This is a genomic window from Mesorhizobium sp. M0998, from assembly GCF_040318885.1.
Lineage (GTDB): Bacteria > Pseudomonadota > Alphaproteobacteria > Rhizobiales > Rhizobiaceae > Mesorhizobium.
Window position 1 is genome coordinate 1 of record NZ_JAMYND010000074.1, and the last position, 13,953, is coordinate 13,953.

The following is a 13,953-nucleotide window of genomic DNA, read 5'->3' on the forward strand; positions in this document are numbered from 1 at the left end:
GCCTGTGGCCCGCGGGTTCCTTCCTCGGGGACTTTCGTACGCCTGCCGGCGCCCGAAACTCTTCACGACAGCGGAATGGCGGCTTTTGGCGTCCGAAGAACGATAGCGGACGTTCAGCGGGTGGGTCCGGCCGCAGCAAACTTGAACTGGCCATTCGCAACCCCGTAAACAGTCTCCATGACAGCGAGGCGCTGGCGGGACGTTCGGCGTAGCAAGTTTTGCGCTCGCTACCTACGCAAATTGGGCGTATCGTGGCATATCGTCTGTTGCTAATAAATGAGCCGGCGACTGAGAGCGCAAGACTCTCGCATCGGACTAGGCGCGCTAGGTTCCACAACTACTCGTCGCGCTCACCAGACCATCTGCCTCTGCTGAAACCTCTTTTCCTCGGTTCCGGCCAGTATTGCTTTTGCCAATCGGAAGAGGAGCGTTCTGATGCAGATCATCCAAACCCGCCGCCGGTTCCTAGCCGGCGCTGCAATGGCAGGCGCTGCCGGTATCGTCGGTGTTCCAGGGTCACTCCACGCGGAACCGCCGTTGGAAACGACCACGGTTCGTCTGCCGCTGTGGGTCGGTAGTTCCTACTGTTGGGCAGGTGCGTACATCGCCGGAGAACTGATGCGCGCCGAGGGTCTTACCGATGTCCGCTACATAGAAGGCGACAGAAGCGTCAACCAATCGGTATGGATCGCACGCGGTGAGACCGATTTCTCCGTGAACTTTGCGCCGAACCAGGTCGCGTCGATCGCCGCCGGCGTGCCGATCAAGGTGCTGACCGGCTTGCACTCGGGATGCCTCGAACTGATCGCCAAGGAGAGCATTCGCAGCGTCACGGATCTGCGGGGCAAGAGAGTGGGCGTGAACGGTTTCAACAACTCGCGGCACGTGTGGCTGTCCCTCATGTCCGCTTATGTCAGACTCGATCCAGTGAACGATATCCAATGGGTCTTGACTAACGACGTCAAGCCGACGGAACTCTTCGTCGAAGGGAAGATCGACGCATTCCTCGGGACGCCGCCCCAGCCGCAGGAGCTGCGCGCCAAGAAGATCGGCCACACGATCCTCAACAATGCCGTCGACCGCCCGTGGTCGCAGTATTTCTGCTGCATGATCTCGGCCACGACGGACTATGTGACAAGATACCCGGTGGCGACCAAGCGGGTCTTGCGATCCATCCTCAAGGCCGCCGACCTCTGCGTGTCAGATCCCGAAAGTGTGGCCCAGCAGATGGTCGATCGCGATTTTGAGACCAGCTATGACTACGCGCTCCAAACTCTGAAGGACATTCGGTACGACCGCTGGCGGGAATTCGATCCCGAAGACTCCTTGCGGTTCTACGCACTGCGCATGCAGGAGACCGGCATGATCAGGTCCAGCCCACAACAGATCATCGCCAACGGAACGGACTGGCGCTTCCTCGACGAGTTGAAGCGTGAGCTGAAAACCTGATCCCATCTGGTCTCGAGGGGAGACGTAGACATGCAAATCATTCAGAGCCGCAGGCGCTTCCTGGCCGGCCTGACGGCTGCCGGCACCGCAAGCCTCGTCGGCGCTCCAACTCGAGTTCTTGCCGAGCCAGGGCCGGAGACCACACGCATTCGCTTGGCCAAGATCCCTAGCATCTGCGTGGCGCCACAGTATGTGGTAGAGGACCTGCTGCGCGCTGAGGGCTTCACCGAGGTTGCCTATGTCGCGGCAGGCCCCGGTGCGGCCACGGCCTCCGCGGTGGCGAATGGCGAGATCGACTTTAGCCTCAACTTCGTGACAAATTCGATCGTCGCCTTGGACTCCGGTGCGCGGCTCACTCTGCTCGGGGGCGTCCATCCCGGTTGCTTCGAGCTGTTTGCCAAGCACGGGATCGACAGCGTCGTCGATCTGAAAGGCCGGAACGTCGGCGTCCAGGGGCTCGGTTCGGGGCCGCATCTGTTCCTCGCCAGCATCGCCGCCTATGTCGGGCTCGATCCGGCGCGCGACATCAACTGGGTGGTGGACCCGGCGGTCAAGCCCAAGGAGCTGTTCGCGCGGGGCGAAATCGATGCATTCCTGGGCTTTCCGCCGGACCCGCAGGAATTGCGGCGCAGCAAGGTCGGGCACGTGATCGTCAACAGCACAGTGGACCGACCTTGGTCGCAATATTTTTGCTGCATGCTGTCCGGCAACAGCGATTTTGTGGCCGCGCATCCGGTTGCTACCAAGCGGGTGCTGCGCGCCATCCTCAAGGCCGCGGATCTATGCACCGCCGCGCCGGCCTTGGTTGCCGAGCGCTTGGTCGCGGGCGGATTCGCCAGCCGCTACGATGACGCGTTCGCAGCGATCAGCGAGTTGCCCTACCGGAAATGGCGGGACTACGATTCAACTGACACCGTCCGCTTCTATGCGCTGCGGCTGAAGGAAATCGGTTTGATCGGGTCCACACCCGACAGGATCATCGCCAACGGAACAGACTGGCGCTTCCTCAATGAGCTAAAGCGAGAGCTGAAGACGTAGACCTATCGCCAATACGCGTTGCCTTTTCAAGGGAAGGAGAGACTCGTGCAGATTGTCCAGAACCGTCGCCGTTTCCTTACAGGCCTGTCTGCGCTCGCAGCCGCGGGTCTTGCAAAGGGCCGCAACGCGGCCGCCGCCGAAGCGGCACCTGAAACCACGACCGCCCGCTTTGCGGCGGCGCCTGGTATCTGCATCGCTCCGCAGTACGTCGCCGAGGATCTGATCCGCGCAGAGGGGTTCTCAGATTTCGGCTTCGTGGCCGCCGAGGCCGGTATCGCCCAGACCGAGATGCTGGCGCGCGGGGACATCGACTTCGGCATTGACTTTGCCACGGCCCTAATCATTCCGGTCGACACTGGCGCACCGATCAAGGTGATCTCCGGAGTGCATGTCGGCTGCTACGAGTTGTTCGGACGCGAGGACATCAAGAGCATCGCGGATCTCAAGGGCCGCAAGGTCGGCGTCGGCGGCAATCTATCGTCGGATCCACATATCTTCGTCAGCGCCATGGCGACCTATGTCGGCCTCGATCCGCAACGCGACATCGAATGGATCGTCGGCGAGGCAAAGCCGGCCGAGCTCTTCGCCGATGGCAAGGTCGACGCCTTCCTGGCTTTTCCGCCTGAGGCTCAAGACCTCCGCGCCCGCAAAGTCGGCCACGTCATCCTCGACAGTTCCAAGGACCGACCGTGGTCGCAATATTACTGCTGCATGCTGGCGGTCAACGCCGCGTATGCCGAGAAAAATCCAGCCGCCACCAAGCGGGTCATCCGGGCGATCATCAAATCGGCCGACATCTGCGCGGCTGAACCGGAACGGGTGGCACGCCTTCTGGTGGATCGCGGACACACGGAACAATACGACTACGCTGTGCAGTCGCTCCGCGAGCTCCCATACTCTAACTGGCGCGACTTCGATCCCGAGGACACGATGAGGTTCTTCTCGCTGCGGCTGCATGAAGCCGGGATTGTCAAGTCGAGCCCAAACGAGATCATCGCGAACGGCACGGATTGGCGCTTTTTCAACGAGGTCAAGCGCGAGTTGAAAGGCTGAGTCTGCTCGTGCCGAGGGGAGAGGAGACGTGACATGGAGATTGTCCAGCGCCGCCGCCACTTCATGATGGGCCTGTCGGCGGTCGGCGCCGCGGTCCTCGTCAAAGTGCCGACATTGGCTCATGCCGAGCCGGCGCCAGAGACCACGACAGTGCGTTTGCCAAGGACGTTCCGCGCCCTTTGCGAAGCACCCAAGAATATCGCCGGGGAGCTATTGCGCGCCGAAGGGTTCACCGATGTACGCTACATAGACTTGGCCGTCGACTCCGATCCGTTCGCGATGCTCGCAAACGGCGAACTGGATTTCGCCACCGACTTTCCGCCAGCGCACATCATGGCGATCGAAGCCGGCATGCCGATAAAGGTGGTCACCGGCCTGCACTCCGGCTGCCTCGAACTGATCGTCAACGAAAGCATTAACAGCATCTCCGACCTCAAGGGCAAGAGGGTGGGCGTGTTCGCGCTGACGTCAGCTCCGCACGTGCTCGTGACCCTCATGGCCGCCTATGTCGGTCTCGATCCCGCCACCGATCTCAAGTGGGTCGCGAACCCGGACGTCAGCTCGATGCAACTCTTTAACGAAGGAAAGGTCGATGCCTTTCTGGCGGTGCCACCCGAGCCGCAGGAGCAGCGCGTCCGGAAGGTCGGCCACACGATCCTTAATACGACCGTCGACCGGCCATGGTCGCAACACTACTGCTGCATGCTTGCCGGCCGCGCGGACTATGTCGACAGACACCCGGTGGCGACCAAACGCGTGCTGCGAGCCATCCTCAAGGGCGCCGACATCTGCGTGTCGGATCCGCAACTGGCTGCGCAACTATCGGTCGACGGCAAGTTCACCGATCGATACGACTATGCATTGGAGGGCTTGCGCGGAGCGCGCTACGACGTGTGGCGGGAGTTCGACCCCGAAGACACGATGCGCTTCTACGCACTGCGGATGAACGAAGTCGGCTTCATTGAGGCCGGCCCTAACAAGATTATCGCCAACGGCACGGATTGGCGCCTCCTCAACGAGATCAAGCGCGAGATGAAAACGTGAGCGAGTGGCCGGCGCGCATCTTGGTGCTGGCGCTGATGGCCGGGCCGGCACACGCGCACGACGCGCGGCACGACGAGCGCCTGCCGACGATCGGACAGGCGCCGGACTTTACCTTGGTATCGCAGGATAGTGTGCGCGTGTCGCTGCACGACTTTCGCGGCAAGGTGGTCGCCGTCTCATTCATCTATACGCACTGTACCGACGTCTGCCCCATGCTGACCGCCCATATGGCCAGCGTGCAGGAGGAGTTGGGTAATGCGTTCGGACCCCAAATCGCCTTCGTTTCGATCACCGTCGACCCGGAGCGCGACACGCCCGATGTTTTGAAGGAATATGCACAGAATTTTGGCGCCGATCTGAAGGGCTGGTCGTTTCTTACCGGTGATCCGGCGATTGTCCATGAGGTTGGACGGAAATACGGCGTCATCGCGAAGAAAACGGTGGACGGAGATGTCGACCATACCTTGCTGACGTCGCTCGTAGACCCCAATGGCATCTTGCGAGTACAGTATCTTGGCGTCCGGTTCGACTTGGAGGAGTTCCGGGATGACCTTGTCAGCCTCTTGGACGAATCCAAATAGCATAACGAACCGGCTCGTTGGCTGGGTTGCCCGGCTGCCGGCGCGCGTCCAGACCAAGCTCTTGATCGCGTTCCTGTCGATCGTCGGCCTGCTGATCGTGCTCGGGGCCGTCGGGTTGCAGGTGCTGAGTGGGGTCAACGATCAGACCAACGAGCTGATCAAGCTGCAGCGCAGGATCGCGGCCTATCGCCAGGTGCAGCACGATACGACCACCCAGCTCTACGGCATCTCCACCGCCCTGTTGCTTCAGGACAACCGGATGCTGGATGGGGCGCTGCGCCAGCTCAACCAGTTTGGCTATGACCTCGACCGCATGGAGTTCGTCGCCAAAGCCGAAGTGGAAGTGCTTGGCCAGGTCAGGCAAGAGTACGAACGGCTGACGGCCGGGGTGACGCACGTGGCAGAGCTCGTCCGCGCCGGTCGCACGGACGAAGCGCGCAAGGTTCAGCTGGACGAGATCATGCCGTCGGCCGACCGCCTCGAGCGGCTGACAGACCAGCTGGTCAACATGGCCGAAGCCGACATGGTGGCGGCCATCGAAGCGAGCGAGGGTGCGTACGGCACGTCCAGACTGATCGTAGTCTCGTTTGCGGTGGGCAGCATCCTGCTCGCGCTTGCGCTTGGCTACATCATCTCCTGGTCGTTGATCGAACCGGTCAAGAAGATCGAGACGCGTCTCAGTCAGATAGCGGCCGGCGACTTCGCCCAACACGTTGCCGTCGCCAATCGCGACGAACTTGGAGTGCTCGCCGCTAACGTCAACCAGACCTCCGACCAGCTGGGGCGCTTGTATCAGGAGATTGAGACGCGCACCCAGCAGCTCGACGAGGCCCTTCAGCAGCAGACAGCCACTGCAGACGTTCTGAAGGTCATCAGCCGCTCTACCTTCGATCTGCAGGTTGTGCTCGATACGTTGGTGGAATCGGCTGTCAGGCTCTGCCGTGCCGACAAGGGTGGTATCGTGCAGTTGTTGGATGGCGTATTCCGCTATGTGTCGACGCATGGCTACCCGCCCAGTTTCAGCGCCTATGTCGACGCCAATCCACTTCCAGCGCTTGCCGCAGGCCGGGGCTCCGCCGTGGGGCGCGTAATCGAAGAACGGCGGATGGTGCAAATCGAAGACGTGACCGCTGATCCGGACTACCGCGTTGCCCTGATCGCTGAGGCCGGCGGATTCCGCACCGTCCTCGCTGCTCCGCTGTTACGGGAAGGTGATCTCGTTGGCGTATTCGTCATGACGAGGGTTGAGCCGCAATCTTTCAATCCCAAGGAGATCGCGCTCGTCGAGACATTCGCCGACCAGGCGGTGATCGCCATCGAGAATGCGCGGCTCTTCGAGGCGGTGCAGTCACGAACGCGCGAGCTTGCCGCGTCTGTTGGTGAGCTCGAGGCGCTTGGTGAGGTGAGCAAGGCGGTCAATTCGACGCTGGATCTCGACACGGTGCTGAAAACAATCGTCGCCAAAGCGGTCCAGTTGTCGGAGACGGATGCTGGCACCATCTACGTGTTCAGCAGCACGCGGCAGCAATTCCGTCCGCGCGCAAACTTCGGTATGAGCGATGAGCTTATCGCCGCAGTCTCACACCAGACGATCGGGCTGGCCGACATGGGGATCGGCGACGCACCCGGGCGCTGCATGCCGGTGCAGTTTCCCGACCTCGGCCAGGAGACCTCATCCTTCCTTGTAAGAAAGACGATCGTCGATGCCGGATATCGCGGTATCCTGATCGTTCCGCTGCTGAGGCCCAACAAGATCGTCGGTGCACTGGTCGTCAGGCGCCACAAGCCAGGTGCCTTCCATGAGCAAGTCGTCCACCTGCTGGAGACCTTCGCAGCCCAATCGGTGCTCGCGATCCAGAATGCCATGCTGTTCCGCGAGATCGAGGAGAAAGGCCGGGAGCTGGAGACCGCCAGCCGCCACAAGTCCCAGTTCCTCGCGAATATGAGCCACGAGCTCAGGACACCGCTCAATTCGGTCTTGGGCTTCACAGAACTGCTGGTCGACGGCATCTACGGCGAACTCCCGGACAAGGCGAAGACGACCGTCGCGCGCGTGCAGGCAAACGGCCGCCACCTCCTCGGGCTCATCAACGACGTACTCGACCTTTCGAAGATCGAAGCCGGCCAGCTCACGCTGGCGATCGAGGACTACTCGGTCGCGCAGGTTGTTCGATTGGCCGTTACGGCTGTCGAGCCGCTGGCACGAGCGAAGGGTCTTGAGCTTTCAACGACTGTTGCCGAGAACCTTCCAATCGGCCGCGGGGACGAACGCCGTTTGACGCAGGTCCTGCTCAATCTTGCAGGCAATGCCGTCAAGTTCACCGAAACGGGTGCGGTCGACATTCTTGCCGGCGCGGTAGACGGACATTTCGAGATCACCGTCCGGGATACAGGTCCCGGCATCGCGTCCAAGGACCAGGGTCTCATCTTCGAAGAATTCCAGCAGGTCGACAACAGCAGCACCAGGCAGAAGGGTGGCACAGGTCTCGGCCTGGCGATCTCGAAGCGCATCGTCGAAATGCATGGTGGGACCATAGACGTCGAGTCCGTGCTCGGGTCAGGATCGACATTCCGGCTGAAGATACCAATCCGGGTGAATGAGGAAGTGAGGGCCGCATGAGCAAACGAATCCTGATGGTGGAAGACACCGAGGACAACCGCCAGATCATCCGCGATCTCATTGCCACCACCGAATACGAACTGATCGAGGCGGCGGACGGCGCCGCCGGCATCGCTGCAGCGGGAGCGCACAGGCCAGACCTGATCCTTATGGACATTCAGCTCCCGGTGATCGACGGGTATGAAGCGGCCCGCCGCATCAAGGCTGACCCAACGGTGCGGCACATCCCGATCATCGCCGTCACCTCCTACGCGCTGTCGGGTGATGAGGCGAAAGCCCTTGCTGCAGGTTGCGATGGCTACATTGCCAAGCCCTTCAGTCCGCGCGAGCTGCTCGCAATGGTTCGGCAGTTCCTTTCCTGAAGGAGACAACGTCTTGCATGATCCGCCCCGAATTCTCGCGGTCGACGATACTCCGGAAAACCTCGAGATCCTGCGCATGCGCCTCGAGGCGAATGGCTACGAAGTGGCGACCGCCGCCGATGGTGAAGAGGGGTTTGCAAAAGCTCGCGAACTCACGCCGGATCTGATCCTGCTCGACATCATGATGCCGAAGCTCGACGGTATCAGCGTGGTTCGCCTGCTCAAGCAGGACATCTCGCTGCAGGCGATTCCGGTCATCCTCGTCACCGCGAAGGCCGATACGCGTGATCTTGTCGAGGGGCTGGACGCCGGGGGTGACGACTACCTGACAAAGCCCTTCGAGCACAGGGCGCTGTTGGCGCGGGTGCGCTCGATGCTTCGCCAGAAGGCGCTTCACGATACCGTCGCAAGTCAGGCCCAACTCCTCCAGGAACAGGCCGCACAGCTTTCCAATTGGAACCGCTCGCTCGAGCAGACCCTGGCGGATCAGGTGATCGAGATCGAGCGAATGGGCCGACTCCGGCGTTTCCTGCCCGAGCAAGTCGCCGACCTGATCCTTGCGGCGGGAAATGGCGACGCGCTTCTGCAAAGTCACCGTCGCGAGGTGACCGTTGTCTTTTGCGATCTACGCGGCTTTACAGCCTTCGCCGAAACTGCCGAACCCGAGGAGGTGATGGCGGTGCTTGGCGAATATCACGCCTGTCTTGGTGAACAAATCGTCCGCCACGAGGGAACTCTTGAGCGGTTCGTGGGCGACGGTATCGTTGTGGTTTTCAACGATCCACTGCCCTGCGCCGACCATACCGAGAGAGCCGTCTGCATGGCTACGGCGATGCGTGATGCGATTGACGAGCATTCGGAGCAATGGCGCAAGCGCGATCACTTGCTCGGCTTCGGAATCGGCATCGCCCGAGGCCATGCAACCATCGGGCGGATCGGTTTCGATCAGCGCGCCGATTATGCAGTGATAGGCACAGTGTCGAACCACGCCGCCCGATTATGCGAGGAAGCCAGGCCACGCCAGATTCTCGTCAGCCAGCGGGTCGTTGGTGCCGTCGAATCCCTGGTTGAGTCCGTCGCCGTTGGCGAACTGACGCTGAAGGGCTTTCGCCGATCGATGCCTGCCTATGAAATTGTGCGGTGGATCGGTCGGCCAAGCTAGGGATCACTGTGCCTAATGAGATAGATCGGCTCCTGCGCTGAATGGGCCATACAATGATGCGGGCAGCTAGACCGATCAGCGATCGGACGGCCTTGAGCTCCATGGCCGTTGCTCCCTATTCGCCTCGCTCGGGGAAACTTCCCAACGTCAGCTCGCAAGGCACGTTACAGATACCTGGTTGGCTTCTTTCAAGCCCGGTCGCCACAAGGCGCGACAGGAGTGTCCGGAAGTCCAGCCCAACCTATGAAGAGCGCCTGGACAAGATGGCCGTAGCGGATGGGTGCAGCGTCCGTGGCGCAAGCCAGCCCTCTGCCAACGCGAACTTTGGACCCGATCCAGTCGTCACGTGGGATGAACTCGAACGTCTCGAATTGGTTCGAGAAGGCGCCTTTTGGCAATTACCCGATGGATCCGTTTTGTCAGCGCCCTGGAAGGTACGAGGGTTCCGTAAAAGGGCTTGGCCTTGGCTGAGAGCATTGCCCTCGCCACGAACGTTGAGAAGGCGTATGGTCGTTAATCGTTGGCTGAAAGCGTTCTTGGCCAGCGACTGAAGAACGAGAAGACTCCCGCCTTTAACAGGGCGTGCTCCAACTCGCGATTACTCGGCGCGCTCACGCATTGTCCGTCCTCTATTGGGGTCATTTGGTTGATTCCTAGGGATGATCAATTTGCCAAAGGAGCGTCCCGATGAAGCTAATGCAGAATCGTCGCATATTCCTGACCGGCCTGTCGGCGATCGGCGGTGCCGGGCTCTTCAATGTTCGCACATCCAGTGCGGCCGGGGAGCCTGCTCTGGAAACGACAACCGTCCGCTTGGGGCAGTGGGTCGGAGGCGCTTACTGTTGGGCGTCCATCTACCTTGCCGGAGAACTTCTGCGCGCCGACGGTTTCACCGATATCCAATATGTCGAAGGCGACACCCACATCGACAATTCCAAGTGGCTCTCCGCCGGCCTGATCGATTTCGACATGAACATGCCGTCGATGCACATTAGGTCCATCGACGCCGGCGTGCCGGTGAAAGTGCTGATCGGCGTGCATTCCGGCTGCTTCGAGTTGATCGGCAACGACAGCGTCCGCAGCATCAGGGATCTGCGTGGAAAGCGCGTCGGGGGAGGGTCGGTGGAGTCGCATCCTCACATCCTGACGGCTCTCATGGCCAACTATGTCGGGCTTGATCCCATGCACGATATCGAGTGGGTGGAGGGTGAACAAGCCCCAATGCAAATGTTCATCGACGGCAAGGTCGATGCCTACATGGCAGGTCCGCCCGAACCGCAGATCCTGCACGCCCGGAAGATCGGCCATACGATCGTCAACAACGGGACCGACCGCCCGTGGTCGCAATACTTTTGCTGCATGGTTGCCGGCAATGCGGACTACGTGAGCAGATACCCGGTCGCGACGAAGCGGGTGTTGCGCGCCATTCTCAAATCCGCTGACCTGTGCGCTTCTGATCCGTCGTTGGCGGCACAGCAGCTCGTCGACCGAGGCTTTCTACCCAACTATGACGAAGCGCTTGGGACGCTGAACGGTGCTCAGCACGACAAGTGGCGCGTGTTCGACGCCGAAGACAGCGTGCGCTTCTATGCGCTGCGCATGCAGGAGACCGGCATGATCAAGTCGAGCCCGCAACAAATCCTGTCCAACGGAACGGACTGGCGTTTCCTCGAGGAGCTCAAACGCGAGTTGAAGGCCTGAGACCCTAGCAGACGCAGTCACGCCTTGGCGCTGGTCATAGCGCGGGCGAGTGAGCACGACGCGCCGAAGGACGAGCGCCTGCCGACAATCGGACTGGCTCAGGACATCACGTTGACATCGCAGGACGGGACGCGCGTGTCGCTGCGCGATTTTCGCGGCGACCAACGCGGCCGGATGGTGGCAGCAACCAGCCTGCAGATATTAGTTGTCTCTGGAGGACTGCTGTTTCGTGGGAGCAGCCGTTTCCATCAACAGCAACCACACGGCAACAAATGTCGCAAACGTGAGCGCCATTCCGCTGGCGACCTCCATATTGGCCGCAACGACGGTGCTAGCCGTTCTCGACTGCGGCACTGCGTTGGTCGCTTGCTCCAGGAGGCGACATTCCGGTGTTATCAGAACGTTCGTGATTCGGGGCCTACCTACCGAAAATCGCACACTTCATCGAATCTGCGGCTGGGGTTTGGGAAGGAGAGCGTCATGATTGACCGCCGCTGCCTCGTGTGGGGCAATTGGCGGCGCCGCAACCCACGCCCTCTGGCACTCGGCATTGCGCTGATTGAGGGACAACATGCTGCGCGTCGCATCCGACCGGCTGAGGCCGGTCATGGCACCACGTCGATCAGCGCCGGAATTCCGCTGAAGACATGACAGACGGTCCAGGACCGATCCGCCTCGACGCGGCGGCCATATTGACGGTCCGCGAAGTCGCGTCCCGATGTCCCACCCTCATTTTCCCAGACCGCAAGCCCGGCGGCGTTGCACTGCCGATCGGTTTCGTTGCTACGGGCACTCATGGCGTTGGCCTTTCCTCATTGATCGCTTCCGTGGCCAGAACGCCGGAATAGAGCGTTGCGCCCTTCGCGTCGGCGATCGTCATGGCGTCCGGCCGCTGCGGCATGTTCAAGGTTTTGGCCAAAAGCCTGGCGATCTCGAGCGCATGGTCGAGGTTGGCCGCTTGCGCCGTCTCGCGCCCGACCACGGCATGCGCATCGTCCGAGGTTCGGGTGCGATAGAATTCGATCACGATCTTCATCGTCATCCGTGCCCGTGTCGCTACGTCAGTTCTTGCCCTTGCCGCGCAGGGCATTGATATCGGCTGCAACTCTGGTGTGGGCGCCGAATACGCTTTCAGGCTTGGGCGGGACCTTCTCCTGCGTCGGGTTCCCGATCTTCCGGCTAAACCATTTCTGTCCCTTTGACACGTTCGAAGATCCTTTCGATGAGCGTTGTGCTGTCACCGGGCGAAGTGTCGACCGGTTCGAGACTGTCCTGCATCGCCACCCGTTCATGAAGTTCGACGTCGCTGCGGATGCGGTACTGCAGCGAATTTCCGCTCGGCGGGAGCCTTGCTGTGACGCGGTAGATTTCCGCGGCCTTTGGAAACGTGCCGATGCCGCTCTTCAGCCGGACAGCTTGTCCGACGGCAAAGAGATGCGTTGCGGCTTCGCGGCGGACTGGGCGTGCGTTGCGTTGCATCAGGGTTGTGGTTCTCATGATTGTCTCTCGTCCAGCTCCAGCGAGGCTTGAAGCAATGCCGGTTCGATCGGCACCATCTGCTGCGTAGCACCGCTCGCGGTGATCGCCGGAGGTGAATGAAGGTGGCCACGCGGCGCCATGCGATCTGGGAAGTCCCTTCGAGGGCCTCCTCGTCATGGTCAACCCGATACTCTCCGGGCGGTTGCGGTGTATCAAAGCCGGGCAGCGAAAACGCCGACTTGAAGCGAACGACTGTATTTGTGGTGCGGCTGGTCATGAATTGCGGCTTTCCGCGGAAACGGGCGGCTGCGCCTTTCCGTATCAGTCCCACTCGAACCGCCGGGACGATGCCCGACGCTGCCAGTACATCCGTGGTCAGCGTCGGTTTCATTCCAGGATCCGAACGGAACGAGATGTGCGCCGGACCGGCGCATGCACTCATTTTCGAGAATTCGGTGGTGAATGGCGGGGCTCTGACACAAAGCCAACTCGACCCAAATCAACAAGTTTTACCTATGCGCCTCAATTGAGTTCCAAACAAGGTCGCGGCCTCCTTTACTTGATCTTTGGAATAATAACCCGCATCCGCGAAATTCAAGCCGGCAGAAAGTTTTCCTCCATCCGAACGAATTTCTGGCGTCTCGAATTATATCATTCGAATTCTTGGCCATTGGCCAGAAATAATTCTGGCACTCCTATCTATCGAGTGCCAACGCGCCTATATCAGGGGTAGCGGCCGCCTATGCTGGCCCCAGAAAGAAGTTCTCCATGAAATTCCGGCCACTCCACGATCGCGTCGTCATTCGCCGCGCCGAAGGCGACACCAAATCCAAGGGCGGCATCATCATTCCCGACAATGCCAAGGAGAAACCACAGGAAGGCGAAGTGATCGCCGTCGGCCCGGGCGGACGCGACGAGAATGGCGCGCTTGTTCCGCTCGACGTCAAGGCCGGCGACCTGATCCTGTTCGGCAAATGGTCGGGCACGGAGGTCAAGATCTACGGCGAGGACCTTCTGATCATGAAGGAGGCCGACATCATGGGCGTCATCGACAAAGCTGTCGAAGCCAAGAAGGCCGCCTGACTGGAGCGGCGCGTGTCCCTCAAGGCGCGCAAAGGTCGCTCCAGTATTTGAAAGAACAAGCGCAGCGCGTTCCGCGCGGCGACCGTTCCATTCCAAATTCGACGGGATAAAAAATGTCTGCCAAGGAAATCAAATTCTCCACCGACGCGCGCGACCGCATGCTGCGCGGCGTCGAAATCCTCAACAACGCCGTCAAGGTGACGCTCGGCCCCAAGGGCCGCAACGTCATCATCGACAAGGCCTACGGCGCGCCGCGCATCACCAAGGACGGGGTGACGGTGGCCAAGGAAATCGAACTTTCCGACAAGTTCGAAAACATGGGCGCGCAGATGGTGCGCGAAGTGGCCTCGAAGACCAACGACCTTGCCGGCGACGGCACCA

At 60.8% G+C, this 13,953-nt stretch carries 14 protein-coding genes and 1 pseudogene; 12 read left to right on the forward strand and 3 right to left on the reverse strand.

Translation table 11 applies throughout. The annotated features are described in order from the left end of the window. Positions 1 to 435: 435 nt before the first annotated feature. From NKH59_RS32220 to NKH59_RS32265, 10 genes are all read left to right on the forward strand, one after another. Positions 436 to 1,449, forward strand: coding sequence for an ABC transporter substrate-binding protein (locus tag NKH59_RS32220; RefSeq protein ID WP_353024263.1), 1,014 nt, complete (start codon positions 436 to 438; stop codon positions 1,447 to 1,449). 30 nt (positions 1,450 to 1,479) lie between these two features. Beyond that, a complete protein-coding gene (locus tag NKH59_RS32225) occupies positions 1,480 to 2,487 on the forward strand; it encodes an ABC transporter substrate-binding protein (RefSeq protein ID WP_352542840.1) in 1,008 nt (335 codons plus the stop codon). 45 nt (positions 2,488 to 2,532) lie between these two features. Beyond that, on the forward strand, positions 2,533 to 3,540 hold the full coding sequence (locus NKH59_RS32230) for an ABC transporter substrate-binding protein (protein ID WP_352542841.1): 1,008 nt from the start codon (positions 2,533 to 2,535) through the stop codon (positions 3,538 to 3,540). Positions 3,541 to 3,573: 33 nt separating this feature from the next. Then, the gene (locus NKH59_RS32235; protein WP_352685825.1) at positions 3,574 to 4,584 is read left to right on the forward strand and encodes an ABC transporter substrate-binding protein; all 1,011 of its coding nucleotides are present in this window, start codon (positions 3,574 to 3,576) and stop codon (positions 4,582 to 4,584) included. Next, positions 4,581 to 5,165, forward strand: coding sequence for an SCO family protein (locus tag NKH59_RS32240; protein ID WP_352542843.1), 585 nt, complete (start codon positions 4,581 to 4,583; stop codon positions 5,163 to 5,165). The genes NKH59_RS32235 and NKH59_RS32240 overlap by 4 nt, the downstream gene beginning before the upstream one ends. Beyond that, positions 5,131 to 7,785 carry a GAF domain-containing protein gene (locus tag NKH59_RS32245; protein WP_352685826.1) on the forward strand — a complete coding sequence of 885 codons (2,655 nt, stop codon included), beginning with the start codon at positions 5,131 to 5,133 and terminating at the stop codon, positions 7,783 to 7,785. The genes NKH59_RS32240 and NKH59_RS32245 overlap by 35 nt, the downstream gene beginning before the upstream one ends. Further along, the gene (locus tag NKH59_RS32250; protein ID WP_352685827.1) at positions 7,782 to 8,147 is read left to right on the forward strand and encodes a response regulator; all 366 of its coding nucleotides are present in this window, start codon (positions 7,782 to 7,784) and stop codon (positions 8,145 to 8,147) included. Before NKH59_RS32245 ends, NKH59_RS32250 begins: the two co-directional genes overlap by 4 nt. Further along, a complete protein-coding gene (locus tag NKH59_RS32255; RefSeq protein WP_352685828.1) occupies positions 8,065 to 9,309 on the forward strand; it encodes a response regulator in 1,245 nt (414 codons plus the stop codon). The genes NKH59_RS32250 and NKH59_RS32255 overlap by 83 nt, the downstream gene beginning before the upstream one ends. A gap of 687 nt (positions 9,310 to 9,996) precedes the next feature. Then, entirely contained in the window at positions 9,997 to 11,010 is a 1,014-nt protein-coding gene (locus tag NKH59_RS32260) for an ABC transporter substrate-binding protein (RefSeq protein ID WP_352981429.1), read from the forward strand. Positions 11,011 to 11,034: 24 nt separating this feature from the next. Further along, the gene (locus NKH59_RS32265; RefSeq protein WP_352981430.1) at positions 11,035 to 11,661 is read left to right on the forward strand and encodes a hypothetical protein; all 627 of its coding nucleotides are present in this window, start codon (positions 11,035 to 11,037) and stop codon (positions 11,659 to 11,661) included. Positions 11,662 to 11,803: 142 nt separating this feature from the next. On the opposite strand, the gene NKH59_RS32270 is transcribed toward NKH59_RS32265, so the two are convergent. The 3 genes and pseudogenes from NKH59_RS32270 to NKH59_RS32280 form a co-directional block, all read right to left on the reverse strand. Next, positions 11,804 to 12,046, reverse strand: a complete 243-nt coding sequence (locus tag NKH59_RS32270; protein ID WP_352542957.1) for a hypothetical protein — start codon at positions 12,044 to 12,046, stop codon at positions 11,804 to 11,806. A gap of 143 nt (positions 12,047 to 12,189) precedes the next feature. Next, the gene (locus NKH59_RS32275) at positions 12,190 to 12,507 is read right to left on the reverse strand and encodes a hypothetical protein (protein ID WP_352542956.1); all 318 of its coding nucleotides are present in this window, start codon (positions 12,505 to 12,507) and stop codon (positions 12,190 to 12,192) included. Further along, positions 12,504 to 12,766: pseudogene (locus NKH59_RS32280) on the reverse strand (hypothetical protein). The gene NKH59_RS32275 and the pseudogene NKH59_RS32280 overlap by 4 nt, the downstream one beginning before the upstream one ends. 491 nt (positions 12,767 to 13,257) lie before the next feature. Here NKH59_RS32280 and NKH59_RS32285 point away from each other — a divergent pair. Then, positions 13,258 to 13,572, forward strand: coding sequence for a co-chaperone GroES (locus NKH59_RS32285; protein ID WP_352542955.1), 315 nt, complete (start codon positions 13,258 to 13,260; stop codon positions 13,570 to 13,572). A gap of 113 nt (positions 13,573 to 13,685) precedes the next feature. After that, the coding region (locus NKH59_RS32290; protein WP_352823685.1) for a TCP-1/cpn60 chaperonin family protein at positions 13,686 to 13,953 on the forward strand (268 nt) is incomplete at its 3' end.

Bases quoted from the DNA above. Each gene is read 5' to 3' on its own strand.
- NKH59_RS32260 (WP_352981429.1), top strand. From the start codon at position 9,997: ATGAAGCTAATGCAGAATCGTCGCATATTCCTGACCGGCCTGTCGGCG.
- NKH59_RS32220 (WP_353024263.1), top strand. From the start codon at position 436: ATGCAGATCATCCAAACCCGCCGCCGGTTCCTAGCCGGCGCTGCAATG.
- NKH59_RS32250 (WP_352685827.1), top strand. From the start codon at position 7,782: ATGAGCAAACGAATCCTGATGGTGGAAGACACCGAGGACAACCGCCAG.
- NKH59_RS32275 (WP_352542956.1), bottom strand. From the start codon at position 12,507: ATGAGAACCACAACCCTGATGCAACGCAACGCACGCCCAGTCCGCCGC.
- NKH59_RS32285 (WP_352542955.1), top strand. From the start codon at position 13,258: ATGAAATTCCGGCCACTCCACGATCGCGTCGTCATTCGCCGCGCCGAA.
- NKH59_RS32225 (WP_352542840.1), top strand. From the start codon at position 1,480: ATGCAAATCATTCAGAGCCGCAGGCGCTTCCTGGCCGGCCTGACGGCT.
- NKH59_RS32270 (WP_352542957.1), bottom strand. From the start codon at position 12,046: ATGAAGATCGTGATCGAATTCTATCGCACCCGAACCTCGGACGATGCG.
- NKH59_RS32235 (WP_352685825.1), top strand. From the start codon at position 3,574: ATGGAGATTGTCCAGCGCCGCCGCCACTTCATGATGGGCCTGTCGGCG.
- NKH59_RS32245 (WP_352685826.1), top strand. From the start codon at position 5,131: ATGACCTTGTCAGCCTCTTGGACGAATCCAAATAGCATAACGAACCGG.